Below are 21,839 nucleotides of genomic sequence, written 5' to 3' on the forward strand. Positions count from 1 at the left end.
AAGATGAGCTTTGTGTATGATAGATAGTAAGTTTCAGCGATTGTTAAGGAGGGGCCATGACAGACTTATTTTACGAACGGCTGGTAAAAACGCGTCACTATATCCACGCGCACCCAGAGATTTCAGAGGAAGAATTCTCAACGACAGCTTACTTGCGGCAAAAGTTGGAAGACCTAGATATCAAGATTCTGGAAACAGAGTTGAAAACAGGCCTGATTGCTGAGATTGGTCAGGGCAAGCCTATCATCGCTTTGAGGGCTGATATTGATGCCCTCCCCATTCAGGAAAAGACAGGCTTGGACTATGCTAGTCACAATGGTGCCATGCATGCCTGCGGCCATGATTTTCATCAGACTAGCCTACTGGGGGCGGCTGAAAAACTAAAAGCGCAAGAAAAAACGTTGAAAGGCACCGTGCGCCTTATCTTTCAACCTGCCGAGGAAAATTTCCAAGGCGCCTATCAGGTGATTGCGGCAGGTGGTTTGGAGGGGGTTTCGGCAATTATTGGTTACCATAATAACCCCCACCTCAAACCAGGTCAGATTGGTTTGCGCGCCAAGGCCATCATGGCAGGTGTTGAGCAGTTTACGGTTAGGGTTACGGGCGTTAGTGGCCATGCGGCCCGACCAGACCTAGGGGTTGACACGGTTTTGGCTATCACCACGATAGTCACTAATTTGCAAGAAGTGGTGGCCCGTACCGTATCTCCTTTTGATGCAGCCGTTTTGTCTGTAACTCATATTGACGTGGGAACGACATGGAATGTTCTACCCGATAGTGGTTTTTTCGAAGGGACTATTCGAACCTTTGAACCGGCTGTGAGGGAGAAGGTCATTGCAGGCTTTACCGCTATAGTGGAACACACGGCAGCCCAGTTTGGTGCCCAAGTGGCCATTAGCTGGGGCAATTCACCGAGTGTGACCTATAACGACAGCACCTTAACCCCTTTAATTGCCGAGAATTCCAAAAGTTTTGCAGAGGTTTTAGAGGTTCTGCCTTCAACAGGGGGCGAAGACTTTGCCGCCTATCAGGCTCAGATTCCTGGTGTTTTTGCCTTCGTAGGGTCTAATGGTGCGGACGATGCTCCTGACTGGCACCACGATGATTTTATCGTTCGCGATGAGGCCCTACCAGTGGCGGTCAACTATTATGTTGAAAATGCCCACTTTCTGTTAGATTATTTTGCGGAGGACCAAGCATGACGCGCCCAGTAATTGGTATCACCAGTAACGAGAAGCCTGTCGCCAAGGACCTGCCCATTATTCATTTGTCGGTCAATCGTCAGTTTGCTGACGGTGTTAAAGCAGCCGGAGGCTTGCCCTTTTATATCCCTTTGAGTGACCCTAAAGAAGCCAAAGATTACATTGCTCAGATTGATAAGCTAATCTTGTCAGGTGGGCAAAATGTGGACCCTAAACGCTACGGGGAAGAAAAAACCATAGATAGTGAGGATTATTTCCCTGAGCGGGACCGTTGGGAGGCAGCTTTGATTGAAGAAGCGATTCGCCAAGACAAGCCTGTTCTGGGTATCTGTCGTGGTTTACAGCTCTATAATGTTGTGACAGGTGGCAGTCTCTATCAGGACATCGCAGGTCACAAGGGTCAGCCCCCCTTTGCCTTGGCGCATGATGTGGTGACAGAGCCCAATAGTCAACTGCGTCAGATTTATGGCGACCGTCAGGCTGTTAACTCAGTGCATCAACAAAGCCTCAAAAAATTAGCGCCTCATCTGGCAGTGACTGCAAAATCTGCTGATGATGCCATTATCGAAGGGGTCGAAAGTCAAGAGGGGCATGCCTTTATCGGTGTGCAGTGGCATCCGGAATTTCTCATTGACAAGTCTGGTTTAGCCGACCAAGCCCTCTTTACTTATTTTGTTCAAAACTTTCACTAAAAGGAGAATCTTATGAAAAAACCATTGAAAAAAATCGTTCTAGCGGCAGGAGCCCTATTGGCGACAAGCTTGTTTATCGTTGGCTGTTCTAATAGTAAGGGCAGTAAAACTCAAGTTACCATGGCCACTGTCGGGACAACCAAACCTTTCTCTTATGCGGATAAGAAAGGGGAGCTGACTGGGTTTGACATCGAGTTGGCCCGTGCGATTTTCAAGGGCTCTGACAAGTACGATTTAAAATTCCAAAAAGTAGATGGGAACTCTCAGTATGTCGGCCTGGATTCTGGCAAGTACCAAATGTTGGGAAATAATACCAGCTACACGGCTGAACGGGCTAAAAAATACCTCTACTCATTGCCAACCGCTTCAACGCCATCTGTCCTTGTTGTCCCTAAAAACAGTAACATCACAAAATACGACGACATTGTTGGTCATTCGACTCAAGTTATCGCTGGGACAACAACAGCTCAGCAGTTAGAAGACTTCAACAAATCTCATAGTGACAACCCTGTCTCTATCAACTACACAAACGAGAACATCACTAAGATTTTACACAATGTCAACGATGGCCAATACGATTTCAAGATTTTTGATGCGCCAAGTGTGAAATCCATTATCGAAGATCAAGGCTTGACCAATCTTAAGACGGTTGAATTGTCCTCAGCTGAAAAACCTTATATTTATTATGTTTTTGCTAAGGGCAACGACGATTTGCAAAAATTTGTCAATCAACGGATTAAGGAACTCTACAATGACGGCACCATTTCAAAATTAGCCAAGAAATACCTTGGAGGCGACTACGCGCCAGACAAGGCAGATATTGATAAATAAAAGGAGAATGCTTGGTTGCCATAGACCAAGTATTTTTGCTTGCCTGCTTGTTTCCGGCCACCTGCCCTTTGGGCTTTGCTGCTAGCCAGACAGAGTTTTTTCTAGGCAAGGCGTCTAAAAATGCTTATACTAGAAGTGTTTTAAGGTAGAATAATAAGGATTTTCGCAAATGAGGAAAGAAGGGCAGTAAGAGATGTTAGAATCATTTAAAGATGCTTCAGCGATGGCAGAGGCCGTCAGACAAAGAAAAGTCAGCCCAAAAGAACTGGTGCAAGCGACGATGAGAAAGGCTGAACAAGTCAATCCAGTTTTGAGGGCTATTGTCAGTCAGCGCTATGAGAAGGCTTTAGTTGAAGCGGGTCAGCGGGATTTTTCAGGCAAGCCCTTTGCAGGTGTTCCCATTTTTCTCAAAGATTTGGGGCAAGAGCAGGCGGGAGAACCTTCGACAGCGGGTTCTCGTCTCTTTTTGCATTATCGTGCGCAAACAACGGATAACTATGTCAAGGCCTTAGAAAATCTAGGCTTTATCATCATGGGCCGCACCAGTACGCCAGAATTTGGGTTTAAAAATATCAGTGATGCCCAGGTGCATGGGTCGGTTTGCTTACCAGATGATTTGACCCGCAATGCAGGCGGTTCTAGTGGGGGTGCGGCTGCCTTGGTCAGCTCAGGGGTTTCTCCTCTAGCGCCTGCCAGTGATGGGGGAGGGTCCATTCGTATTCCAGCTTCTTTTAACGGCTTGCTAGGGCTTAAACCCACACGGGGGCGTATCCCTGTAGGCCCGCAGTCCTTTAGGGGTTGGCAAGGAGCCTCCGTCTCCTTTGCCTTGACTAAAACAGTAAGAGACACCAAACGCTTACTTTTTCATCTGCAGACCTGTCAAATGGAGAGCCCTTTTGTCTTGCCCAAGTTGCCGAAGACTTGTTTTGATGCGAAGCTTCCGCCTTTGAGAATAGCTGTCTTACTGGAGCCACCGGTGGGGCAAGCCCCTTCAGTTGAGGCGCAAAAAGCGCTTCAAAAAGCAACTGAATGCCTGTCAGCTTTAGGACATCAGCTGATTGACCTCAAGCAACAACCCATTGACGGACTTGCTGCCATGCAGTCCTATTACCTCATGAATAGTGTGGAGACAGCGGCCATGTTTGATAGCATTGAAAATCACTTGCAGCGCCCCCTAACACCATCAGACATGGAAGTGATGACCTGGGCTATTTACCAATCAGGCCAAGCGATTCCCGCAAAGGTCTATAGTCACGCCTTGGCGCAATGGGACCAATATAGTCACCAGATGGCTAGATTTCATGAAAACTATGACTTGCTCTTGACACCGACGGTTGCGCAACCAGCTCCCAAACAGGACCAATTTCAACTCTCAGACAGCATGACAAATGCGCTCGAACAGATAGGGGAGCTGTCTTGGCCCCAGCAACAAAAGCTTATTTGGGCAATGTTTGAAAAGAGCCTGTCTTGGACGCCATATACGCAACAAGCCAATCTGACTGGCCAGCCAGCCATCTCTTTGCCCCTTTATCGCAATGAGGCGGGTCTGGCCATGGGCGTGCAAGTAACCGCAGCCAAGGGGCGAGAAGACCTCCTTTTGGGGCTTGCCCAAGAGCTCGAAAACAGTGGCGCCTTTTGTTAGGGACGATTTGCGGTTCAATTGATTGTCAGAGGTCAAAAAATAGTGTATTTTGGTAGTATCAGTTTTCGTTAAGCTTTTATAAGCAAGGCAGATACAAAGGAGATTTTCGAGATGAAAAAGCTAGTGGTTTACTTTTTGAGCTTAGTGGGGCTCAGTGCGTTATTGGTCGCCTGTTCTAGTCAGTCAACGGCTGAGAAGAACTGGGAGACGATTCAAAAGCGGGGGAGCATTAAAGTGGCGACAGCAGGAACCCTCTATCCGCAAACCTACCATGATGACAAGGGGAATCTGACGGGTTATGATGTCGAAATCTTAAAGGAGGTTGGAAAACGGCTTAACTTAAAGATTGATTTCACCGAGATGGGTGTCGATGGGATGCTGACAGCTGTCACTAGCGGGCAGGTTGACATTGCCAACTATTCCCTAGAGGATGACAATAAAAACGTCAAAAAGTTTCTGCGCTCAGAGCCTTACAAGTATTCCTTTACCTCCATGGTCGTGCGGGCATCTGATGATTCGGGCATCCACTCTTGGAAAGATTTAAAAGGGAAAAAGGCAGCAGGAGCCGCTAGCACCAAATATATGAAAATCGCCAAGAAAATGGGAGCAGACCTAGTCGTTTATGACAATGTGACCAATGATGTCTACATGCAAGATTTGGTTAATGGTCGCACAGATGTTATCGTCAATGATTACTATCTCCAAAAGATGGCAGTTGCTGCGGTGAAAGACAAGTATGCAGTCAAAATCAATGACGGCCTTTACAGTAACCCCTACACGACCAGTTTTACCTTTTCTCTCAAAAACAAGGTGCTTCAAGAAAAGGTCAATCAGGCCATCAAGAGCATGAAAAAGGATGGCACCTTAAGCAAAATCTCCAAACAGTTTTTTGCTGGACAAGATGTCACCCAAAAAACCAAGGTCGACTACACAGACATTGATATTTCAGATATCGACTAAGAAAAGCGGTCCTTGGGGCCGTTTTTTTGTCCGTCTAGAGGCGTTTAGAAAGGTAACAGCAGATGATTGATTTGTCCTTAATGGTAAAGAGCATTCCCTTTGTGCTAGCAGGACTTCCTTATACTCTGGGGATATCGCTCGTGAGTTTTGTCTTAGGAAATCTTTTTGGTATCCTCTTGGCCAGGCTACGCCTGTCCCGCAAAGCCTACTGGCGTTACCCAGCTAGGGTTTATATTTCCATTATGCGGGGGGTGCCACTCTTAGTGGTCTTATTTACCCTTTATTTTGGCTTGCCATATTTGTCGGTCCAACTCCCCGCCTTGCTTTGTGCTTTTATTGGCTTTTCGACAGTTAGTTCCGCCTATATCGCTGAGATTTACCGATCAGCCATCGAAGCGGTTGATCAGGGCCAATGGGAAGCAGCGCGTGCCCTGGGCCTACCACAGAAGTCAATTTTTAAACGTATTATTCTTCCCCAAGCCCTGCGAATTGCTGTGGCTCCCTTGGGCAATGTGATGATTGATATGGTCAAGAGCTCTTCTTTGGCAGCCATGATTACCGTTCCTGATATTTTCCAACAAGCAAAAATTATCGGTGGACGTGCCTATGATTACATGTCTATGTACATTCTCATAGCCTTTATTTACTGGTTGTTGAGCTTTATTTTAGAACTTTTGCAGGATAGGTTAGAGGCCTACCTTAGGTTGGAATAGTGGTTTTTTTAAGTTGGAATCTTAACCTTTTATGTTTGACATCAAAAAGACACTAAAAATAGGCTTAAAATATGCTACAATAGAAAAAATCAATATTTGGTAGGTTTTATGAAAATGAAAAAACAAGTACTCTTGGCAACAACCTTGTCAGCTGTTCTTTTGTCCTCGGCAGCCTTAGCACAAACGGTTCAGGCAGATGACTTGGACGGGACCACTTCCCAGACGACAACAGGGAGCGAAGCTCAAGACCTAGCTGTAACAGACACCAACAGCAGTGCTTCTACGGATGAGAGCGCAGCAACAACCGCTAGCACCAGTAGCGACACGACAGCTGTCTCTAGCGATACCGCTAGTGCAACAAGTAGCAGTGCGGCAAATGACACCGCCAGTCAGACGGATGCTGCAAGTGGTGGAGATAGCACTGACAGGGCTGCAACAGCAGAAGCTTCCAGCACTACAAGCACTGCTAGTGACACTGTCACCGTCTTACATACCAATGATGTCCACGGGCGCATGCTAGAAGATAGTAACAACGGCGTTATCGGTGACGCGCGTTTGTCTGGTATTGTGAACGCCAGTCGGGCACAGGGGACAACCTTGGTCTTTGATTCGGGAGATTCTTTTCAGGGGCTACCAATTTCAAACAGCACCGAAGGTGAGGACATGGCCAAGGTCATGAATGCCATCGGTTATGACGCGATGACCGTCGGGAATCACGAGTTTGACTTTGGCTTAGATCAATTACGCCAGTTGAGCACACAAATCAATTTTCCAATCATCACGTCAAATGTTTACGTCAATGGTGTCCGTCTCTTTCAGCCTTCAACGATTGTAGATAAGACGCCTGGCAATGATGGGGACGAAGTGGTGGTTATTGGGGTAACAACACCTGAGACCGCAACGAAAACCCACCCTCGTAATCTCCCTGGGGTCACCTTTACAGATCCCATTACGGAAGTTAAGGCTGTTGTGGATCAGATGGAGTCCAATGCGCGTGCAGAAGGCAAGGACTACAAGACCTACATCATCTTAAGTCACCTGGGTGTTGACACCACAACACCTGTTGAATGGCGAGGGTCAACCTTGGCAGAAGCCTTGTCCAATTATGCCCCTTTAAAAGACAAACGGGTCTTGGTCTTAGATGGGCATTCTCACACCCTGTTGACCGCCTCCTATGGGGATAATGTGACCTATAATCAGACAGGAAGCTATCTCAATAATGTGGGGCGTGTGGTCTTTAATGCCGATCGCGTCTTATCCCAAGGGGCTATCTCAGCCAAGGAAGCGCAAAATTACCCGATAAACCCTGCTGTCCAAGAGATGTTGGATGCCTTTAAGGCGCAATACGAGGCGGACTCGTCTAAGGTCGTTATTGCCAATAGTCCTGTCAAACTCAGCGGTGACCGCATGGATGTGCGCGTTCGTGAAACCAATTTGGGAAATGTTGTAGCAGATGCTCTTTTAGATTACGGCCAGTCTGGGTTCACCCACAAATCCAACCTAGCGGTGACCAATGGTGGTGGGCTACGTGAGACCATTGCCAAAGATAAGCCGGTCACTAAAGGCGATATCATTGCTGTTTTGCCGTTTGGAAACTCTGTCGCTCAGATTCAGGTCACAGGGCAAAATATTTATGATATGTTCGCCAAATCCTTAGGGTCTATCTTACAGGTAGATAGCCAAGGACAAACGATTTTAGATGAAAATGGCCAACCTCTGATGGAGCCTAATGGTGGTTTCTTACAGACTGCTGGGGCAAGGGTTTATTATGACACTAGTCTACCAGCTGCGAATCGGATCTTGTCCATCGCCATCTGGGACCCTGAGACGGATCAGTACAAGCCCTTGGTTCTCGGTCAGACCTATTATCTGGTCACCAATGATTTCTTGGCGGCAGGTGGTGATGGCTACACCATGTTAGGGGGACCACGTGAAGAAGGCCCTTCTATGGATAGCGTTTTTGCGGATTATTTGACACGTGTCAATCTATTAGACTATGCAGCAATTCATCCAAATTCACGGACAATCGCTATTTCTAGAGCGGCTTACATGGCTTTGGTCAGTCAAGCTAATGCGGCAACTGAATCCTCTCAAGAGACAGCGACTTATCCACTGCTAGCCTCTCAAGCAAGAACTCTCTCAGCAGAGGAAAAAACAGTCCAAAATTCTCGCCCGCTTTACCGGAGCTTGCCAGCAACTGGTGACCAAGGGACCTCTACCGTTCTTTTGGGATTAGGCCTCTTGTTATCCTTATTTGGCTTAGTCGGTAAAAAGAAAACTTTGGATATGGAAGGCTAGTTTTTTAGGGGAAGACCTAAGTTTTTGAACAAAGAAGTGGCGCTTAGCAAAGAACTAAGCGCCATTTTGTTTATAAGAAAAAGGACCCTGTTGGGTCCTTTTGCCTTATTTTATTTCATGGTTGGGAAAAGAAGGACATCGCGGATGGTCGTGGTATCTGTTAGAAGCATCACCAAGCGGTCGATACCAATACCGAGTCCACCGGTCGGTGGCATACCGTATTCTAGAGCTTCGATGTAGTCATAGTCAATACCTGTCGCTTCATCGTCGCCGAGTTCTTTAGCCTTGGCTTGCGCTTCAAAGCGTTCCAGCTGGTCGATAGGATCGTTTAGCTCGGTAAAGGCGTTTCCGTATTCTTTTGTCATGATAAAGAGTTCGAAACGGTCGGTAAAGCGTGGGTCATCCGCATTCTTTTTGGCCAATGGGGAGACAGCCACAGGGTGACCATAGACAAAGGTTGGTTGAATCAAGGTTTCTTCGACAAATTCTTCGAAGAAGGCGTTGATAATATGGCCGACCTCAGTGTAGTGTTTTTCAACGGGCACCCCTTTTTCCTTGGCCAAGGCTGCAGCTTCTTCAAAAGTCAGCTCTTGCCAGAAGTCAACACCAGTGATGTCTTTAATGGCATCTACCATGTGGATGCGTTTGAAAGGTTCATTAATCTTGATTTCCACATCTTGGTAGACGACAGGTTCCTCACCTTTGACAGCCTTTGTCACGTGTTGGATAATCCCTTCAGTCAAGTCCATGATGTCTTGGAAGTCCGCATAGGCTTGGTAAGCTTCGATGGTCGTGAATTCTGGGTTGTGTGTGGCGTCCATTCCCTCGTTACGGAAGATGCGACCAATTTCGTAAACCCGCTCCATACCACCAACAATCAGACGTTTGAGATGAAGTTCTGTGGCGATACGCAGGACCATATCCATATTTTGGGCGTTGTGATGGGTAATAAAAGGTTTGGCTGCAGCACCACCGGCTTCATTGTGCAGGATAGGGGTCTCAACTTCAAGGAAGCCAAGACTGTCCATATAGCGACGGATTTCAGAGATGATTTGCGACCGTGTGATGAAACGCTCAAGGCTGTCACGATTAGAAATCAAGTCCAAGTAACGTTTGCGGTAAATGGTTTCCACGTCGCTTAAGCCATGGAATTTTTCCGGAAGTGGGCGTAGGGCCTTGGACAAGTGGGTGATATGGGTGGCCTTGATAGACAATTCTCCCATATCGGTCCGCATGATTTCCCCTTCAACACCTAGGAAGTCCCCAAGGTCAGCTTTTTTAAAAATTTCGTAATTTTCTTCGCCGACGGTGTCTTTACGAACATAGAGCTGGATTTGTCCATCTCGGTCTTGAATGTGCGCAAAACCAACTTTCCCCTTACCACGTTTGGTCATCAAACGGCCTGCAACAGTAGCGGTTTGGTTAAGGTCATGTAAGGCTTCTTTAGATTTGTCAGCGTAGGCTTCTTTCAGTTGGCCAGAGGTTGCGGTCCGGTCAAAGCGTTTTCCAAATGGGTCAAGGTTTCTCTCACGTAGGGCCGCCATTTTCTCACGACGGACAATCTCTTGGTCATTTAGGGCATCATGGTGTGCTTGTGTCATGTCTTCCTCCAATAAATAGTCTCTACTATTCTATCATAAAAATGACCCTGAAAGAAGTAAAAGTCATCTTTTCTTCCCCTTAGCAGGAGAGGAGTTGGGGGTGATGGGGGAGCCTTGTCTCTTTTTAGAGAGCGTCGAGGGCTGTTTCTTTGGCTTGAAGAGCCTGGCGAAAAATAGTATAATTTCAAAGGATATACAGGATTTAAACCGATGAGAAAGGGACGCTATGATTTCAGCCATTGTTTTTGATGTTGATGACACTGTTTATGACCAGCAGGCACCTTATCGCAAGGCCATCGAAAGGAGTTTTCCAGATTTTGACCTGAGTCAACTAAAGCAAGCTTATATTCGTTTTCGCCATTATTCTGATATTGGCTTTCCACGGGTAATGGCAGGTGAGTGGACAACGCCTTATTTTCGCTATTGGCGTTGCAAAGAAACCCTGTTAGAATTTGGCTATCGCGCCATCACAGAAGCTGAAGGGGAGCGATTTCAAGCAATCTATGAGGAAGAATTAGCCAATATTACCATGTTGGATGAGATGCGCATGACCTTGGAATTTCTTAAAGCTAAGGGCGTTCCTATGGGGGTTATTACCAATGGGCCGACAGAGCACCAGCTGAAAAAAGTCAAAAAGCTGGGCCTCTATGACTATATTCCTCCGCATCGTGTCTTGGTGAGTCAGGCGACAGGGTTTCAAAAACCGGAAAAAGAAATCTTTAACCTAGCTGCCAAACAATTTGGCATGAATCCTGCGACAACACTTTATGTTGGTGACTCTTATGACAATGACATTGTTGGGGCGCACGGAGCAGGTTGGCATGCCATGTGGTTTAACCACCGTGGTCGGAGCCTAAAAGCTGGGACTAAACCTGTTTTTGATGTCGAAATTGATAACTTTGAGCAACTTTTTGGGGCAGTTAAGGTCTTATTTGACCTTCCAGACAATAAATTCTTTTTTGACAGCAATGAAGAAGCCAATCCGATTTTGGAACTTGGCATCAATAATGGGCTGATGATGGCAGCCGAGCGCCTGCTTCAAACCAATATGAGCCTAGACAAGGTGGTCTTGCTCCTGCAATTGGATGCCACACAAGAAAGACTTTTACGGGTCAAATACGGTTACTAGACTGGCAGATGTTCTGCGATACTAGCGGTCACAGTAAAGGTTGACCTGTTTGGCTATAGCAAGTGATACAAGAAAGCGTCTAAGAAAATCTTAGACGCTTTTATAGGTTTCAGGGGGACAACCGACCGAGGCTTAGGCCTTGTCCATTTGGATAGCTTCTTTTAGCTCTTGGAAAATGGCTTCATTCTCTGCCATTGAGTAGGAGTTGGCACCGCTAGCTAGCGGGTGGCCACCGCCGTCATGCCGCATAGCAATGGTATTGATGACAGCGGATTTACTGCGCAAACGCACCCGATAATGCCCATCTGCTTGTTGGACAAAGATACCCCAAGCTTGGACAGTATCAATTTTTCCTGGTGAGCCTACGATGGCAGAACTCTCGGCATCCGTCACCTGATAGCGTTTTAGAACGTCTTGGCTGATAAAGACGCGAGCAGCACCCGTTTGGTCAACTTCGAGATGGTCAAACACATAAGCTTGTAATTTGGCAATCTTAAGACTGAAGGTGTCCATCTGACGTGTCAGACGTGCAAAGTCAAAATCAAACTGGCGTAGAAAACTAGCCATTTCTAAGGTCTTAGCTGTGGTTGCGGGATACAAAAACCGGCCTGTGTCGCCGATAATCCCTGCGTAGAGGAAATAAGCGGCTTGATTGGTGAGGGTCAGTTGCGTGGCGCGCGCAAAGTCTGTAATGATTTCGCTTGCAGATGAAGCCTCGGTGTCCACATAGCTGATGTCACCATAGACGTCCTCGTTTGGGTGGTGGTCAATTTTGATCAAAAAATCACCTAACTGGTAACGCTTATCATCAATCCGAGGTTGGTTGGCAGTGTCGGTGACAATGACGAGGGCGCCCTCATAGTCTGCCTCGCTGACCTGGTCCATCTGCGCCAGCCAAGCCAGGCTAGGTTCATCATAGCCTGTTGCCAGGATGCGTTTGTTGGGGAAATTGTGAGCTAAAATAGCCTTGAGTCCCATCTGCGACCCCAAAGCGTCAGGGTCTGGTTTCATGTGGCGGTGGATGATAATGGTATCGTATTGGGTGATGTGGTTTAAGATTTCTTCAAACATGGCAACAACTTTCTATTTACGTGTATTCATGCCATTATACCATAGTTGGCAGAAGGTCAAAAGAAGGTAAGTTCGTTAGAAAATTCTGACGATTTCAAGGAAATACGAGGGCTAGCGATTTTTTTGGTATAATAAGCTAGTGAGGTAATGTGAATGAAAACATATAACAAATCGACCAAGCTAGATCATGTGGCTTATGACATTCGAGGCCCTGTCTTAGAAGAAGCAGATCGCATGATTGCCAATGGTGAAAAAATCTTACGACTCAACACCGGCAACCCTGCGGCTTTTGGTTTTGAAGCGCCTGATGAAGTCATCCGTGACCTCATCATGAATGCACGCTCATCCGAAGGGTATTCAGACTCCAAGGGTATTTTTTCAGCCCGAAAAGCCATCATGCAGTACTGTCAGCTTAAAGGGTTTCCAGATGTTGACGTCAACGATATTTATTTGGGCAATGGGGTATCTGAATTGATTTCAATGTCCTTGCAGGCGCTCTTGGATGATGGGGATGAGGTTTTGGTCCCTATGCCGGATTACCCGCTTTGGACGGCTTGTGTCAGCCTAGCAGGTGGACGAGCGGTTCACTATCTTTGTGATGAGCAAGCAGACTGGAACCCAGATATTGATGACATCAAATCTAAAATTACGTCAAACACAAAAGCTATTGTTATCATCAACCCTAATAACCCGACAGGGGCCCTCTATCCCGATGACATCCTCGAAGCTATCGTCGACATTGCCCGGCAAAACGATTTGATTATCTTTGCCGATGAAATCTATGACCGTCTGGTCATGGACGGTCGCAAACACACGGCGGTCGCTAGCCTAGCCCCAGATGTCTTTTGTGTTTCTATGAATGGCCTGTCCAAGTCTCATCGTATCGCCGGTTTTCGGGTCGGCTGGATGGTCTTGTCAGGGCCTAAAAAGCATGTCAAGGGCTATATCGAAGGCCTCAATATGTTGGCAAATATGCGTTTGTGTTCCAATGTTTTAGCGCAACAGGTGGTCCAAACCTCCCTAGGTGGCTACCAGTCTGTGGACGAGTTGCTCCTACCAGGTGGACGCATTTATGAACAACGCAACTTTATCACAGAGGCCATCAATGCCATCCCAGGTTTGTCAGCTATGAAACCGAAGGCGGGACTTTATATTTTCCCAAAAATTGACCAAACCATGTACGATGTCCCAGATGACGAGGATTTTGTCTTGCAATTTTTGAAACAAGAGAAAATTATGTTGGTCCATGGCCGTGGCTTTAACTGGAAGGATCCAGACCATTTCCGGATCGTTTATCTGCCACGTGTCGAAGAGCTGGCTCAAGTGCAAGATAAGATGGAGCGCTTCATCTGGCAATACCGACGCTAGACCTTGGCACATTTAGCGCTTGCCAAATCCCTAGCAAAGAAAGAAGCCTGAGTAGGACAGATTCTGCTCTGAGGCTTCTTTTTTTGTTGCCAATGCCCTCTCAAGAGGGGATAGTTCTGAATTGTCTGAAAAGTACCTAATTTTCTGATAATTGTTTGCAATTCATTTTCAGCTCTGTTATAATTTAAGAGATTGTTATTTCAGAAAGAAGGGCTTATGGATACTTTATTAGAAAAAACGCGAAAAATTACGTCCATTTCCCAACGCTCCTTGGAAGGGAGTCAGGAGGATGTGCCATACATGATTATGGCTGGTCAGTTGGGGGATATCATCAACTGTAACGCTTGTATTATCAATAGTCGTGGGGATATCCTCGGCTATGCCATGCCCTATAAGACCAATAATGACCGTGTTGAAAAATTCTTCGATGAAAAGCGCCTGCCAAACTATTATGTCTCTTTGGCTGAACGCACTTACGACACCCTGACCAATCTACCGGTTGATCATGAATTGTCCTTATTCCCCGTCGAGACGGCAGCGGACTTCCCTCAGGCACGTACCACGTTCGCCCCGATTTATAGCGATGGCTTGCGTTTGGGATCCTTGATTATTTGGCGCAATGATGAAGAATTTGACGACGATGCCTTGGTTTTGGTTGAGATCGCTTCGACGGTAGTCGGTTTACAATTGCTCAGTCTTCGTAATAAAACCATGGAAGAGGATATTCGCAAGCAGGCCGCTGTTGATATGGGAATAAATACCCTATCTTATTCAGAAATGAAGGCCGTGTCAGCCATCCTTCAAGAACTAGGGGGAACCGAAGGGCGCTTGACGGCTTCTGTTGTGGCGGATCGGATTGGGATTACCCGTTCTGTAATTGTGAATGCCCTACGAAAATTGGAGTCGGCTGGTATTATCGAGAGCCGCTCTTTGGGCATGAAAGGCACCTACCTCAAGGTGATTAATGAAGGCATTTTTGATCGACTAAAGGAATTTAACCAATGACCAAAGCACTGATATCCATAGACTATACCTATGATTTTGTCGCTGATGATGGCAAGTTGACAGCAGGGGAACCGGCCCAAGCCATTGCCCAAAAGATTGCAGAAGTGACCCAAGAAGCTTATGAGCAGGGGGATTACATCTTTTTTACGATTGATGCACACGATGAAAATGATCCCTTCCACCCTGAGAGTCGTCTCTTTCCGCCCCATAACATCAAGGGGACTTCTGGGCGTCATCTCTATGGTCCTCTAGCAGATTTTTATGCTGAAAGAAAGGCTGATAGTCGTGTCTTTTGGATAGACAAACGGCATTATTCTGCCTTTTCAGGGACGGACTTGGATATTCGTTTGCGCGAACGAGGCGTTGACACGCTGGTTCTGACCGGTGTTCTGACGGATATTTGTGTCCTCCACACGGCCATCTCGGCTTATAACCTGGGCTACAAGATTGAGGTGGTAGCAGATGCTGTTGCCAGCTTAACAGATGAGGCTAAAAGCTTTGCCCTGAACCATATGGTCACTGCTTTGGGGGCCAAAATCATTTAGATCGGATGAGTTTAGAACAGCTGTTCTAGACTTTTTTTGTGGTCATCTCACGGTGAGCAGGACAGACTTGACCGTTTTTTGCCTGTCTATTTTATTCCTTATTTCAGGATTTAAGCCCTAAGCCTAGGAGTGACGAAAGCCTGTCTTTGTGGTAAACTATAAGGGTGAATAGCCTTGATGAAAGCTTTTTTCTGAAAGTTTTCAGGTGTAATGAAGGAGTAGTAATGAAAATTTCTGAAGAAGAAGTTCGCCATGTGGCGGAATTATCGAAATTGCGCTTTTCTGATGAAAAAACGCATGAATTTGCCGACACATTGACCAAGATTGTCGACATGGTTGCCTTGTTAGAAGAAGTCGACACCACTGGGGTTCCTGTCACGACAACCATGGGTGAGCGAAAAACGGTCGTCCGTGAAGATGTGGCACAAGCAGGCGATGATCGTCAGGAACTCTTTAAAAATGTCCCACAAGAACAGGATTATTACATCAAAGTTCCTGCGATCTTAGAAGATGGAGGAGATGCTTAATGGCTTTACAAGAAAAAACGCTGACGGAATTGCATGAGCTCTTGGTTGCCAAAGAGCTTTCTGCTGTCGAACTGACTCAGGAAACCCTAAGAAATATCACTGACCGTGAAGGCCAAGTCGACAGTTTTATCACAATCGCCAGTGAAGAAGCGCTAGAACAAGCCCAAGCCATTGATGAGCGTGGGATTGATGCGACAAATCTTTTGTCTGGGATTCCGATTGCTATCAAAGATAATATCTCAACCAAAGGGATTCTGACCACCGCTGCTTCAAAGATGCTTTACAATTATGAACCGATTTTTGATGCAACGGCCGTTGATAAGCTTAAAGCCAAGGACATGATTGTGATTGGTAAGACCAACATGGACGAGTTTGCCATGGGTGGGTCCACCGAAACTTCATATTTCAAAAAAACCAAGAATGCATGGGACCACACCAAGGTACCAGGCGGTTCTTCAGGCGGTTCAGCGACAGCTGTAGCTTCTGGTCAAGTGCGTCTTTCTTTGGGGTCAGATACAGGAGGTTCAATTCGCCAACCAGCAGCCTTTAACGGGGTGGTTGGTCTTAAGCCGACCTATGGACGTGTGTCACGTTTTGGTCTTTTTGCCTTTGGGTCATCTTTGGATCAGATTGGGCCTTTTGCGCCAACGGTTAAGGAAAATGCGCAGTTGTTGGGTGCCATTGCTGGCCATGACCATCGTGATGCCACTTCAGCTTTAGTTGCTGACGAGGACTTCACTCGTCTCATCGGTCAAGAAATCAAGGGCATGAAGATTGCCTTGCCTAAAGAATATTTGGGAGAAGGGATTGATGAAGCCGTCAAAGCAAGTGTTTTAGAAGCAGCTAAAACATTTGAACGTCTGGGGGCAAGGGTTGAGGAAGTCAGCCTACCTCACTCCAAATACGGCGTGGCAGTTTACTATATCATTGCCTCATCTGAAGCTTCTTCTAACTTGCAACGCTACGACGGTATTCGTTACGGTTACCGCACCCCAAACTATCAGAATCTCGATGACATCTATGTTAATACACGCAGCGAAGGTTTTGGTGATGAGGTGAAACGCCGTATCATGTTGGGAACCTTTAGTCTGTCTTCTGGTTATTATGACGCCTACTTCAAGAAAGCTGGTCAAGTGCGGACCTTGATTATCCATGATTTTGAAAAGGTATTTGAGGATTATGACCTGATTTTGGGGCCAACTACCCCATCTGTAGCTTACGGCTTGGGCACGCAAAACCAAGACCCTGTTGCCATGTATTTGGCGGATATCTTAACCATTCCTGTCAATTTGGCAGGACTTCCAGGTATCTCCATTCCTGCAGGCTTCTCTCAAGGCCTACCCGTCGGCTTGCAATTGATTGGGCCAAAATACAGTGAAGCGCGTATCTATCAAGCAGCAGCGGCCTTTGAAGCTGTTACAGATTACCATCACCACAAACCACAGATTTTTGGAGGAAACTAAGGGATGAATTTTGAAACCATTATCGGATTAGAAGTCCACGTTGAACTGAAGACAGCCTCCAAAATTTTCTCACCTGCTCCAGCTCATTTTGGGGAGGCAGCAAATAGCAATACCAACGTTATTGACTGGTCTTTCCCAGGTGTTTTGCCGGTTACCAATAAGGGTGTCATTGATGCTGGGATTAAGGCTTCTTTGGCCCTCAACATGGATATCCATCAACATACCCACTTTGACCGCAAAAACTATTTCTACCCAGATAACCCTAAGGCTTATCAAATTTCCCAATTTGATGAACCCATTGGCTACAATGGCTGGATTGAGATTGAGTTGCCAGACGGCTCAACGAAGAAAATCCGTATCGAACGGGCCCATCTGGAAGAGGATGCTGGAAAAAACACCCATGCAGACGACGGCTACTCTTATGTCGACCTCAACCGTCAAGGGGTGCCTTTGATTGAAATCGTTTCTGAGGCAGACATGCGCTCGCCTGAGGAAGCCTATGCCTATCTGACAGCCTTAAAAGAAATTATCCAATACACCGGTATTTCAGACGTGAAGATGGAAGAAGGTTCCATGCGGGTGGATGCCAATATTTCCTTACGTCCCTATGGTCAAGAGGCCTTTGGAACAAAGGCTGAGCTCAAAAACCTAAACTCCTTTAACAATGTGCGCAAGGGGTTGATTTATGAGGAAAAACGCCAGGCACAAGTCCTGCGTTCAGGTGGTCAAATCCAACAAGAAACCCGACGTTTCGATGAAACAACTGGCGAAACCATTTTGATGCGGGTCAAAGAAGGGGCTTCGGATTACCGTTATTTCCCAGAACCTGACCTTCCTTTGTATGATATTTCTGATGAATGGATTGCAGATGTTCAAAAGCAATTGCCTGAATTTCCTAAGGCTCGTCGTGCCAGATATGTGGCAGAATACGGTTTGTCTGATTATGATGCCCGTCAGTTGACAGCCAGCAAGGGCTTATCTGACTTTTTCCAAGAAGCTGTCAGCCTAGGTGGTGATGCCAAACAAGTGGCCAACTGGTTGCAAGGTGAAGTGGCCCAATACCTCAATGCGCAAAATACCAGCCTCGAAGCCATTGGCTTGACACCAGAAAATCTGGTTGAAATGCTGGCTATTATCGCAGATGGGACCATTTCTTCCAAGATTGCCAAGAAAGTTTTTGTGCATCTTGCCAAAAATGGTGGTTCTGCGCGTGAGTATGTTGAAAAGGCCGGTCTGGTTCAAATCTCTGATCCAGCGATCCTGTTACCGATGATTCATCAGGTCTTTGAAGACAACCCTGCAGCGGTGGCCGACTTCTTATCTGGCAAACGTAACGCCGATAAGGCTTTCACAGGATTTCTCATGAAGGCCTCTAAGGGTAAGGCCAATCCACAAGTAGCGCTGAAACTTTTGGCCCAAGAACTGGCCAAGCTAAAAGAAGAAGCCGAGTAAACATAAAAAAGAAGAGTTTGGCGATTGTCGAACTCTTGTTTTACATCAAATAAAGGAGAATTTGAAAATGAATGCACAGGTCAAGGGGAGCTTGATTACACTGATTGCGGCCATCTGCTGGGGGATTTCGGGAGTCTCTGGTCAGTACCTGATGGCCAACGGTGTCCCCATCAATCTCCTCTCCAGTCTTCGCTTGTTGATAGCAGGAACTATCTTAACGGTTTGTGTTGTGCTGACAGACAAAACGAAGCTAGCAAGGATTTTGCATCAGAAAAAAGACCTCTGGCTTCTGGTGGCTTTTGGGATATTTGGTCTTATGCTCAATCAGTACGCCTACCTGCAAGCTATCCACTATACCAATGCGGGGACGGCTACGGTTTTACAATATGTCACGCCCGTACTGATTTTACTTTTTACCTGTTTGGTGAGTCGTCGTCTGCCTAGTTTGATTGAGCTTGTCGCTATTCTATTGGCTATATCAGGGACCTATATCATGGCTACCCATGGGCAGATTGGAGAACTCGCCGTGACACCGATAGGCCTTTTTTGGGGGCTTTTATCAGCGGTGACCTATTCCTTGTATATTTTAATGCCGGCGGGCCTTATCCGAAAACATGGCTCCTTTCCAGTTATCGGACCAGCCATGCTGGTTGCTGGCCTTGTTTTTAGCCTGTCTACGCAGTCTTGGCGCTACCCTTTGGTGGTCAATGGCCCGATTCTTTTGGCCTATTTTGGGATTATCGGTATTGGGACAATTATTGCCTATACCCTCTTTCTTAAAGGGACGGCAGTCATTGGCGCTGTCAAGGGGAGTCTCATTGCTTCGGTTGAGCCTATTTCAGCTGTATTTTTCAGTGTGCTCATCATGCATGACATTTTCTACCCGGTGGACTTTATCGGCATGACTGCCATTCTCTTGGCTGTCATCCTCATCAGCCTCAAAGACCTTTTGGCCCTGCGTCGGGTTAAAATGGCAAAAAGAGAATCCTAATATAAAAAGCCACGCAGGTGGCTTTTTTGCTGTGGAGTATCTAATCATTTCATTTGGCTAACCCTTGCATAAGCCTTGTCTGTGACGTGTTTTTTACGTATAAATAAGACAAAAGAACTCGCCCATTTGGAGCGAGTTCTTTTATATACTAGCCATTTTGCCCTTCCCAGCGCTTAGCCAAGCGGCGAGAGAAGCTAGAGATAGCAAAGTTAATGATAAAGTAGACGGCTGCCACTAAGACGTAAAGGGTCAGAATTTGAGCCGGCTGGAAGTAAGAGGCCATTAGAATTTGGCTCTTACCAAACATCTCTTGCAAGGCGATAACGGAGTAAAGAAAGCTGGTGTCTTTGATAACCGTTACGAATTGTGAAATGATGGCTGGTAACATTTTTCGAACAGCTTGGGGGAGGACAATCAGCAATAAAATTTGCAGACTGGTGAAGCCTTGGGATAGCCCGGCTTCGGTTTGCCCTTCGTCAACCCCATTAAGGCCTCCGCGGATAATCTCGGCGAGAGCCGCAGTGGTAAAGACGGTAAAAGCAGTAATACCGGCAGTTGTTGACTTGAGCTGGAAGACCAAGAAGATTATGAAAATCCAGAGCAAGTTGGGGACGTTACGCACAAACTCGATATAGATGCTTGCGATAAGGCGTAATATAGGATTTTTACCATTACGCATAACAGCCAGTATGGTCCCGAAAATGGTGGACAAGACAATGGCAATCAGTGAAATGTAAAGGGTTAACCACAAACCTTGAAGTAAAAAGCCAATGTTGACCCCAGTGAGAACAGATAAAATATCTTTCATAAGAACCTCCTAGAGCTTGTAGGCATTCTTGTTGGCTTCTTCTTGTCGACGTGCCCATGTGGCTAATGGGAAACACATGATGAAATACAAGATAGAAGCACCTAAGAAGGCGGGGATGTAACTGCTGGTGTCATAGGCCCAAACCTTGGACACAAACATGAGATCAGCTCCGGAAATCAAAGCAACTGTAGACGTATTTTTAATCAGATTAACCACTTGGTTGGTCATTGGTGGCAAAATAGTCCGGACAGCTTGCGGTAAAATAATCAAGCGCATGGTGTCAGCGTAGGTAAAACCTTGTGACAGAGCGGCTTCGGTTTGGCCATTTGGGACAGCCTCAATACCAGAACGGATAACCTCAGCAATGTAGGCCCCATGGTAGAGTCCCACACAGACCACACCGGTCAAGAAGATAGGAAGCATCAAAAAGCCGTTGGTCAGAATTGGCAGGCCATAAAAGACGAAGACGAATTGTACCAGAAGTGGTGTATTTTGGAAAAATTCAACATAAACACGTGCAATGGCACGGACCCAAGCTTTCTGGGAAGAACTCATGGCACCAAAGATAATGCCCAAAATGAGGGACAAGAGCAAAGAGGCGACAGAGAGCGCTAGGGTGTAGAAAAATCCTTGGAGGAAAGTTGGAAAAGAAGCAAAGTAAGCTCCCCAACGTTCGAGGGCAAAAGGCCCTACGGTTGTATCAAGAAAATACATAAAGGCTCCTTTAGTTTGTAGTGCTAGTAGCAGGGGTTAAATGGTAGGTCTTATAAATCTGTTGTAAAGATCCATCAGCTTGCCATTCAGACAAGAGACCATTGACATAAGTGATTAAAGCGCTGTTTGATTTTTTAGCGGCAATCCCATAGTCTTCTGTGTTGAACCCTTGTTTGAGGATGTGTGCGTTTTTGGAAACATAGCCAGTCAAGATAGCCTTGTCGGTAGAAACCGCATCAATGCGATGCGCATAAAGTGAAATGGCTAACTCTGAGTAAGTTCCCAACTCGACAAATTTGAAGCTGAGACCGTGTGCCTTACCATAGGCTTGAATAGCTGCCTTGGTGGTAGACCCTTGGGTAACCCCGATGGTTTTGCCATTCAAATCCTTGATATTTTTAATACGTGATGAGGTACTGGTTAAAAAGCCGATTTCATCTGTGTAGTAAGGATTTGAGATGGCGTAGGACGCCTTACGGGTGTCGGTAATGGTATAAGTCGCAATCAGGAGGTCGATTTGTCCATTATCGAGCATGGCCTCCCGAGTTTGCGGGGTGACCGCTGTAAATTGGGTTTTGACACCTAATTGTTTTGCAATTTTCTTAGCGATGTCGATTTCCATCCCTTGGTACTCTTCTTTGGCAGCATTGTAGTAACCAAAGTTAGGAACGTCCTGTTTAACCCCGACCTTGAGAACACCAGCTTTTTTAATTTTAGCGATGGCTTGGTCTTGGGCGCTATCTGCAGACACAGGTTTGGTGAAGGCAAGCCCTAAGACCAACAAGGTTAAGACAGAGAGAAGTTTGATGACTGTTTTTTTCATAGCA

General features: G+C 46.3%; 20 protein-coding genes. 15 read left to right on the forward strand and 5 right to left on the reverse strand.

Going from position 1 to position 21,839, the window contains the following annotated elements; genetic code table 11:
* Positions 1-56: 56 nt before the first annotated feature.
* From STRDD12_RS00270 to STRDD12_RS00300, 7 genes are all read left to right on the forward strand, one after another.
* Positions 57-1,202, forward strand: coding sequence for an amidohydrolase (locus STRDD12_RS00270; RefSeq protein WP_066913801.1), 1,146 nt, complete (start codon positions 57-59; stop codon positions 1,200-1,202).
* Complete coding sequence (locus tag STRDD12_RS00275) at positions 1,199-1,894, forward strand: gamma-glutamyl-gamma-aminobutyrate hydrolase family protein (protein ID WP_066913803.1); 696 nt, start codon at positions 1,199-1,201, stop codon at positions 1,892-1,894. The genes STRDD12_RS00270 and STRDD12_RS00275 overlap by 4 nt, the downstream gene beginning before the upstream one ends.
* Positions 1,895-1,906: 12 nt before the next feature.
* The gene (locus STRDD12_RS00280; RefSeq protein WP_066913805.1) at positions 1,907-2,725 is read left to right on the forward strand and encodes an amino acid ABC transporter substrate-binding protein; all 819 of its coding nucleotides are present in this window, start codon (positions 1,907-1,909) and stop codon (positions 2,723-2,725) included.
* A gap of 193 nt (positions 2,726-2,918) precedes the next feature.
* Positions 2,919-4,367 carry an amidase gene (locus tag STRDD12_RS00285; RefSeq protein ID WP_066913807.1) on the forward strand — a complete coding sequence of 483 codons (1,449 nt, stop codon included), beginning with the start codon at positions 2,919-2,921 and terminating at the stop codon, positions 4,365-4,367.
* Positions 4,368-4,478: 111 nt separating this feature from the next.
* Entirely contained in the window at positions 4,479-5,327 is an 849-nt protein-coding gene (locus STRDD12_RS00290) for a transporter substrate-binding domain-containing protein (protein WP_066913808.1), read from the forward strand.
* A gap of 62 nt (positions 5,328-5,389) precedes the next feature.
* Positions 5,390-6,040: an amino acid ABC transporter permease gene (locus STRDD12_RS00295; RefSeq protein WP_066913810.1), complete on the forward strand. Its 651-nt coding sequence runs from the start codon at positions 5,390-5,392 to the stop codon at positions 6,038-6,040.
* A 114-nt stretch (positions 6,041-6,154) separates the two neighbouring features.
* Complete coding sequence (locus tag STRDD12_RS00300; protein WP_066916154.1) at positions 6,155-8,338, forward strand: 5'-nucleotidase C-terminal domain-containing protein; 2,184 nt, start codon at positions 6,155-6,157, stop codon at positions 8,336-8,338.
* A gap of 110 nt (positions 8,339-8,448) precedes the next feature.
* On the opposite strand, the gene lysS is transcribed toward STRDD12_RS00300, so the two are convergent.
* Positions 8,449-9,939 carry a lysine--tRNA ligase gene (lysS, locus tag STRDD12_RS00305; RefSeq protein WP_066913813.1) on the reverse strand — a complete coding sequence of 497 codons (1,491 nt, stop codon included), beginning with the start codon at positions 9,937-9,939 and terminating at the stop codon, positions 8,449-8,451.
* 226 nt (positions 9,940-10,165) lie between these two features.
* Between lysS and STRDD12_RS00310 the strand changes: the two genes are divergently transcribed.
* Positions 10,166-11,068, forward strand: coding sequence for an HAD family hydrolase (locus STRDD12_RS00310; RefSeq protein ID WP_066913815.1), 903 nt, complete (start codon positions 10,166-10,168; stop codon positions 11,066-11,068).
* Positions 11,069-11,200: 132 nt separating this feature from the next.
* Here the strand turns inward: STRDD12_RS00310 and STRDD12_RS00315 are convergent, their stop codons facing one another.
* A complete protein-coding gene (locus tag STRDD12_RS00315; RefSeq protein ID WP_066913817.1) occupies positions 11,201-12,139 on the reverse strand; it encodes a DHH family phosphoesterase in 939 nt (312 codons plus the stop codon).
* Positions 12,140-12,292: 153 nt separating this feature from the next.
* Here STRDD12_RS00315 and STRDD12_RS00320 point away from each other — a divergent pair, with 153 nt between their 5' ends.
* The 7 genes from STRDD12_RS00320 to STRDD12_RS00350 all read left to right on the forward strand — a co-directional run bounded on the left by STRDD12_RS00320 (position 12,293) and on the right by STRDD12_RS00350 (position 19,490).
* Positions 12,293-13,507 (forward strand): pyridoxal phosphate-dependent aminotransferase, encoded by a 1,215-nt coding sequence (locus STRDD12_RS00320; RefSeq protein WP_066913819.1) that lies wholly within the window; start codon positions 12,293-12,295, stop codon positions 13,505-13,507.
* 216 nt (positions 13,508-13,723) lie between these two features.
* Positions 13,724-14,512: a GTP-sensing pleiotropic transcriptional regulator CodY gene (codY, locus tag STRDD12_RS00325; RefSeq protein ID WP_066913821.1), complete on the forward strand. Its 789-nt coding sequence runs from the start codon at positions 13,724-13,726 to the stop codon at positions 14,510-14,512.
* On the forward strand, positions 14,509-15,057 hold the full coding sequence (locus STRDD12_RS00330; protein WP_066913823.1) for a cysteine hydrolase family protein: 549 nt from the start codon (positions 14,509-14,511) through the stop codon (positions 15,055-15,057). Before codY ends, STRDD12_RS00330 begins: the two co-directional genes overlap by 4 nt.
* Positions 15,058-15,281: 224 nt before the next feature.
* Positions 15,282-15,584: an Asp-tRNA(Asn)/Glu-tRNA(Gln) amidotransferase subunit GatC gene (gene gatC, locus STRDD12_RS00335; RefSeq protein ID WP_066913825.1), complete on the forward strand. Its 303-nt coding sequence runs from the start codon at positions 15,282-15,284 to the stop codon at positions 15,582-15,584.
* Entirely contained in the window at positions 15,584-17,047 is a 1,464-nt protein-coding gene (gene gatA, locus STRDD12_RS00340) for an Asp-tRNA(Asn)/Glu-tRNA(Gln) amidotransferase subunit GatA (protein ID WP_066913827.1), read from the forward strand. Before gatC ends, gatA begins: the two co-directional genes overlap by 1 nt.
* A gap of 3 nt (positions 17,048-17,050) precedes the next feature.
* Positions 17,051-18,499: an Asp-tRNA(Asn)/Glu-tRNA(Gln) amidotransferase subunit GatB gene (gene gatB / locus STRDD12_RS00345; protein ID WP_066913829.1), complete on the forward strand. Its 1,449-nt coding sequence runs from the start codon at positions 17,051-17,053 to the stop codon at positions 18,497-18,499.
* 67 nt (positions 18,500-18,566) lie between these two features.
* Positions 18,567-19,490, forward strand: a complete 924-nt coding sequence (locus STRDD12_RS00350; RefSeq protein ID WP_066913831.1) for a DMT family transporter — start codon at positions 18,567-18,569, stop codon at positions 19,488-19,490.
* 148 nt (positions 19,491-19,638) lie between these two features.
* Here STRDD12_RS00350 and STRDD12_RS00355 read toward each other — a convergent pair whose 3' ends face one another.
* The 3 genes from STRDD12_RS00355 to STRDD12_RS00365 are packed head-to-tail and all read right to left on the reverse strand — an operon-like array spanning position 19,639 to position 21,835.
* The gene (locus tag STRDD12_RS00355) at positions 19,639-20,298 is read right to left on the reverse strand and encodes an amino acid ABC transporter permease (protein ID WP_066913833.1); all 660 of its coding nucleotides are present in this window, start codon (positions 20,296-20,298) and stop codon (positions 19,639-19,641) included.
* A 9-nt stretch (positions 20,299-20,307) separates the two neighbouring features.
* A complete protein-coding gene (locus STRDD12_RS00360; RefSeq protein WP_066913835.1) occupies positions 20,308-21,012 on the reverse strand; it encodes an amino acid ABC transporter permease in 705 nt (234 codons plus the stop codon).
* A gap of 10 nt (positions 21,013-21,022) precedes the next feature.
* Positions 21,023-21,835 carry a transporter substrate-binding domain-containing protein gene (locus STRDD12_RS00365; protein WP_066913837.1) on the reverse strand — a complete coding sequence of 271 codons (813 nt, stop codon included), beginning with the start codon at positions 21,833-21,835 and terminating at the stop codon, positions 21,023-21,025.
* Positions 21,836-21,839: the final 4 nt, after the last annotated feature.

It is taken from the genome of Streptococcus sp. DD12 (genome assembly GCF_001578885.1).
GTDB lineage: Bacteria > Bacillota > Bacilli > Lactobacillales > Streptococcaceae > Streptococcus.

Bases quoted from the DNA above. Each gene is read 5' to 3' on its own strand.
- STRDD12_RS00310 (WP_066913815.1), top strand. From the start codon at position 10,166: ATGATTTCAGCCATTGTTTTTGATGTTGATGACACTGTTTATGACCAG.
- STRDD12_RS00300 (WP_066916154.1), top strand. From the start codon at position 6,155: ATGAAAAAACAAGTACTCTTGGCAACAACCTTGTCAGCTGTTCTTTTG.
- STRDD12_RS00270 (WP_066913801.1), top strand. From the start codon at position 57: ATGACAGACTTATTTTACGAACGGCTGGTAAAAACGCGTCACTATATC.
- STRDD12_RS00330 (WP_066913823.1), top strand. From the start codon at position 14,509: ATGACCAAAGCACTGATATCCATAGACTATACCTATGATTTTGTCGCT.
- gatC (WP_066913825.1), top strand. From the start codon at position 15,282: ATGAAAATTTCTGAAGAAGAAGTTCGCCATGTGGCGGAATTATCGAAA.
- STRDD12_RS00280 (WP_066913805.1), top strand. From the start codon at position 1,907: ATGAAAAAACCATTGAAAAAAATCGTTCTAGCGGCAGGAGCCCTATTG.
- gatB (WP_066913829.1), top strand. From the start codon at position 17,051: ATGAATTTTGAAACCATTATCGGATTAGAAGTCCACGTTGAACTGAAG.
- STRDD12_RS00275 (WP_066913803.1), top strand. From the start codon at position 1,199: ATGACGCGCCCAGTAATTGGTATCACCAGTAACGAGAAGCCTGTCGCC.
- STRDD12_RS00360 (WP_066913835.1), bottom strand. From the start codon at position 21,012: ATGTATTTTCTTGATACAACCGTAGGGCCTTTTGCCCTCGAACGTTGG.
- STRDD12_RS00350 (WP_066913831.1), top strand. From the start codon at position 18,567: ATGAATGCACAGGTCAAGGGGAGCTTGATTACACTGATTGCGGCCATC.
- STRDD12_RS00295 (WP_066913810.1), top strand. From the start codon at position 5,390: ATGATTGATTTGTCCTTAATGGTAAAGAGCATTCCCTTTGTGCTAGCA.
- gatA (WP_066913827.1), top strand. From the start codon at position 15,584: ATGGCTTTACAAGAAAAAACGCTGACGGAATTGCATGAGCTCTTGGTT.
- codY (WP_066913821.1), top strand. From the start codon at position 13,724: ATGGATACTTTATTAGAAAAAACGCGAAAAATTACGTCCATTTCCCAA.
- STRDD12_RS00320 (WP_066913819.1), top strand. From the start codon at position 12,293: ATGAAAACATATAACAAATCGACCAAGCTAGATCATGTGGCTTATGAC.
- STRDD12_RS00285 (WP_066913807.1), top strand. From the start codon at position 2,919: ATGTTAGAATCATTTAAAGATGCTTCAGCGATGGCAGAGGCCGTCAGA.
- STRDD12_RS00315 (WP_066913817.1), bottom strand. From the start codon at position 12,139: ATGTTTGAAGAAATCTTAAACCACATCACCCAATACGATACCATTATC.
- STRDD12_RS00290 (WP_066913808.1), top strand. From the start codon at position 4,479: ATGAAAAAGCTAGTGGTTTACTTTTTGAGCTTAGTGGGGCTCAGTGCG.
- lysS (WP_066913813.1), bottom strand. From the start codon at position 9,939: ATGACACAAGCACACCATGATGCCCTAAATGACCAAGAGATTGTCCGT.
- STRDD12_RS00355 (WP_066913833.1), bottom strand. From the start codon at position 20,298: ATGAAAGATATTTTATCTGTTCTCACTGGGGTCAACATTGGCTTTTTA.
- STRDD12_RS00365 (WP_066913837.1), bottom strand. From the start codon at position 21,835: ATGAAAAAAACAGTCATCAAACTTCTCTCTGTCTTAACCTTGTTGGTC.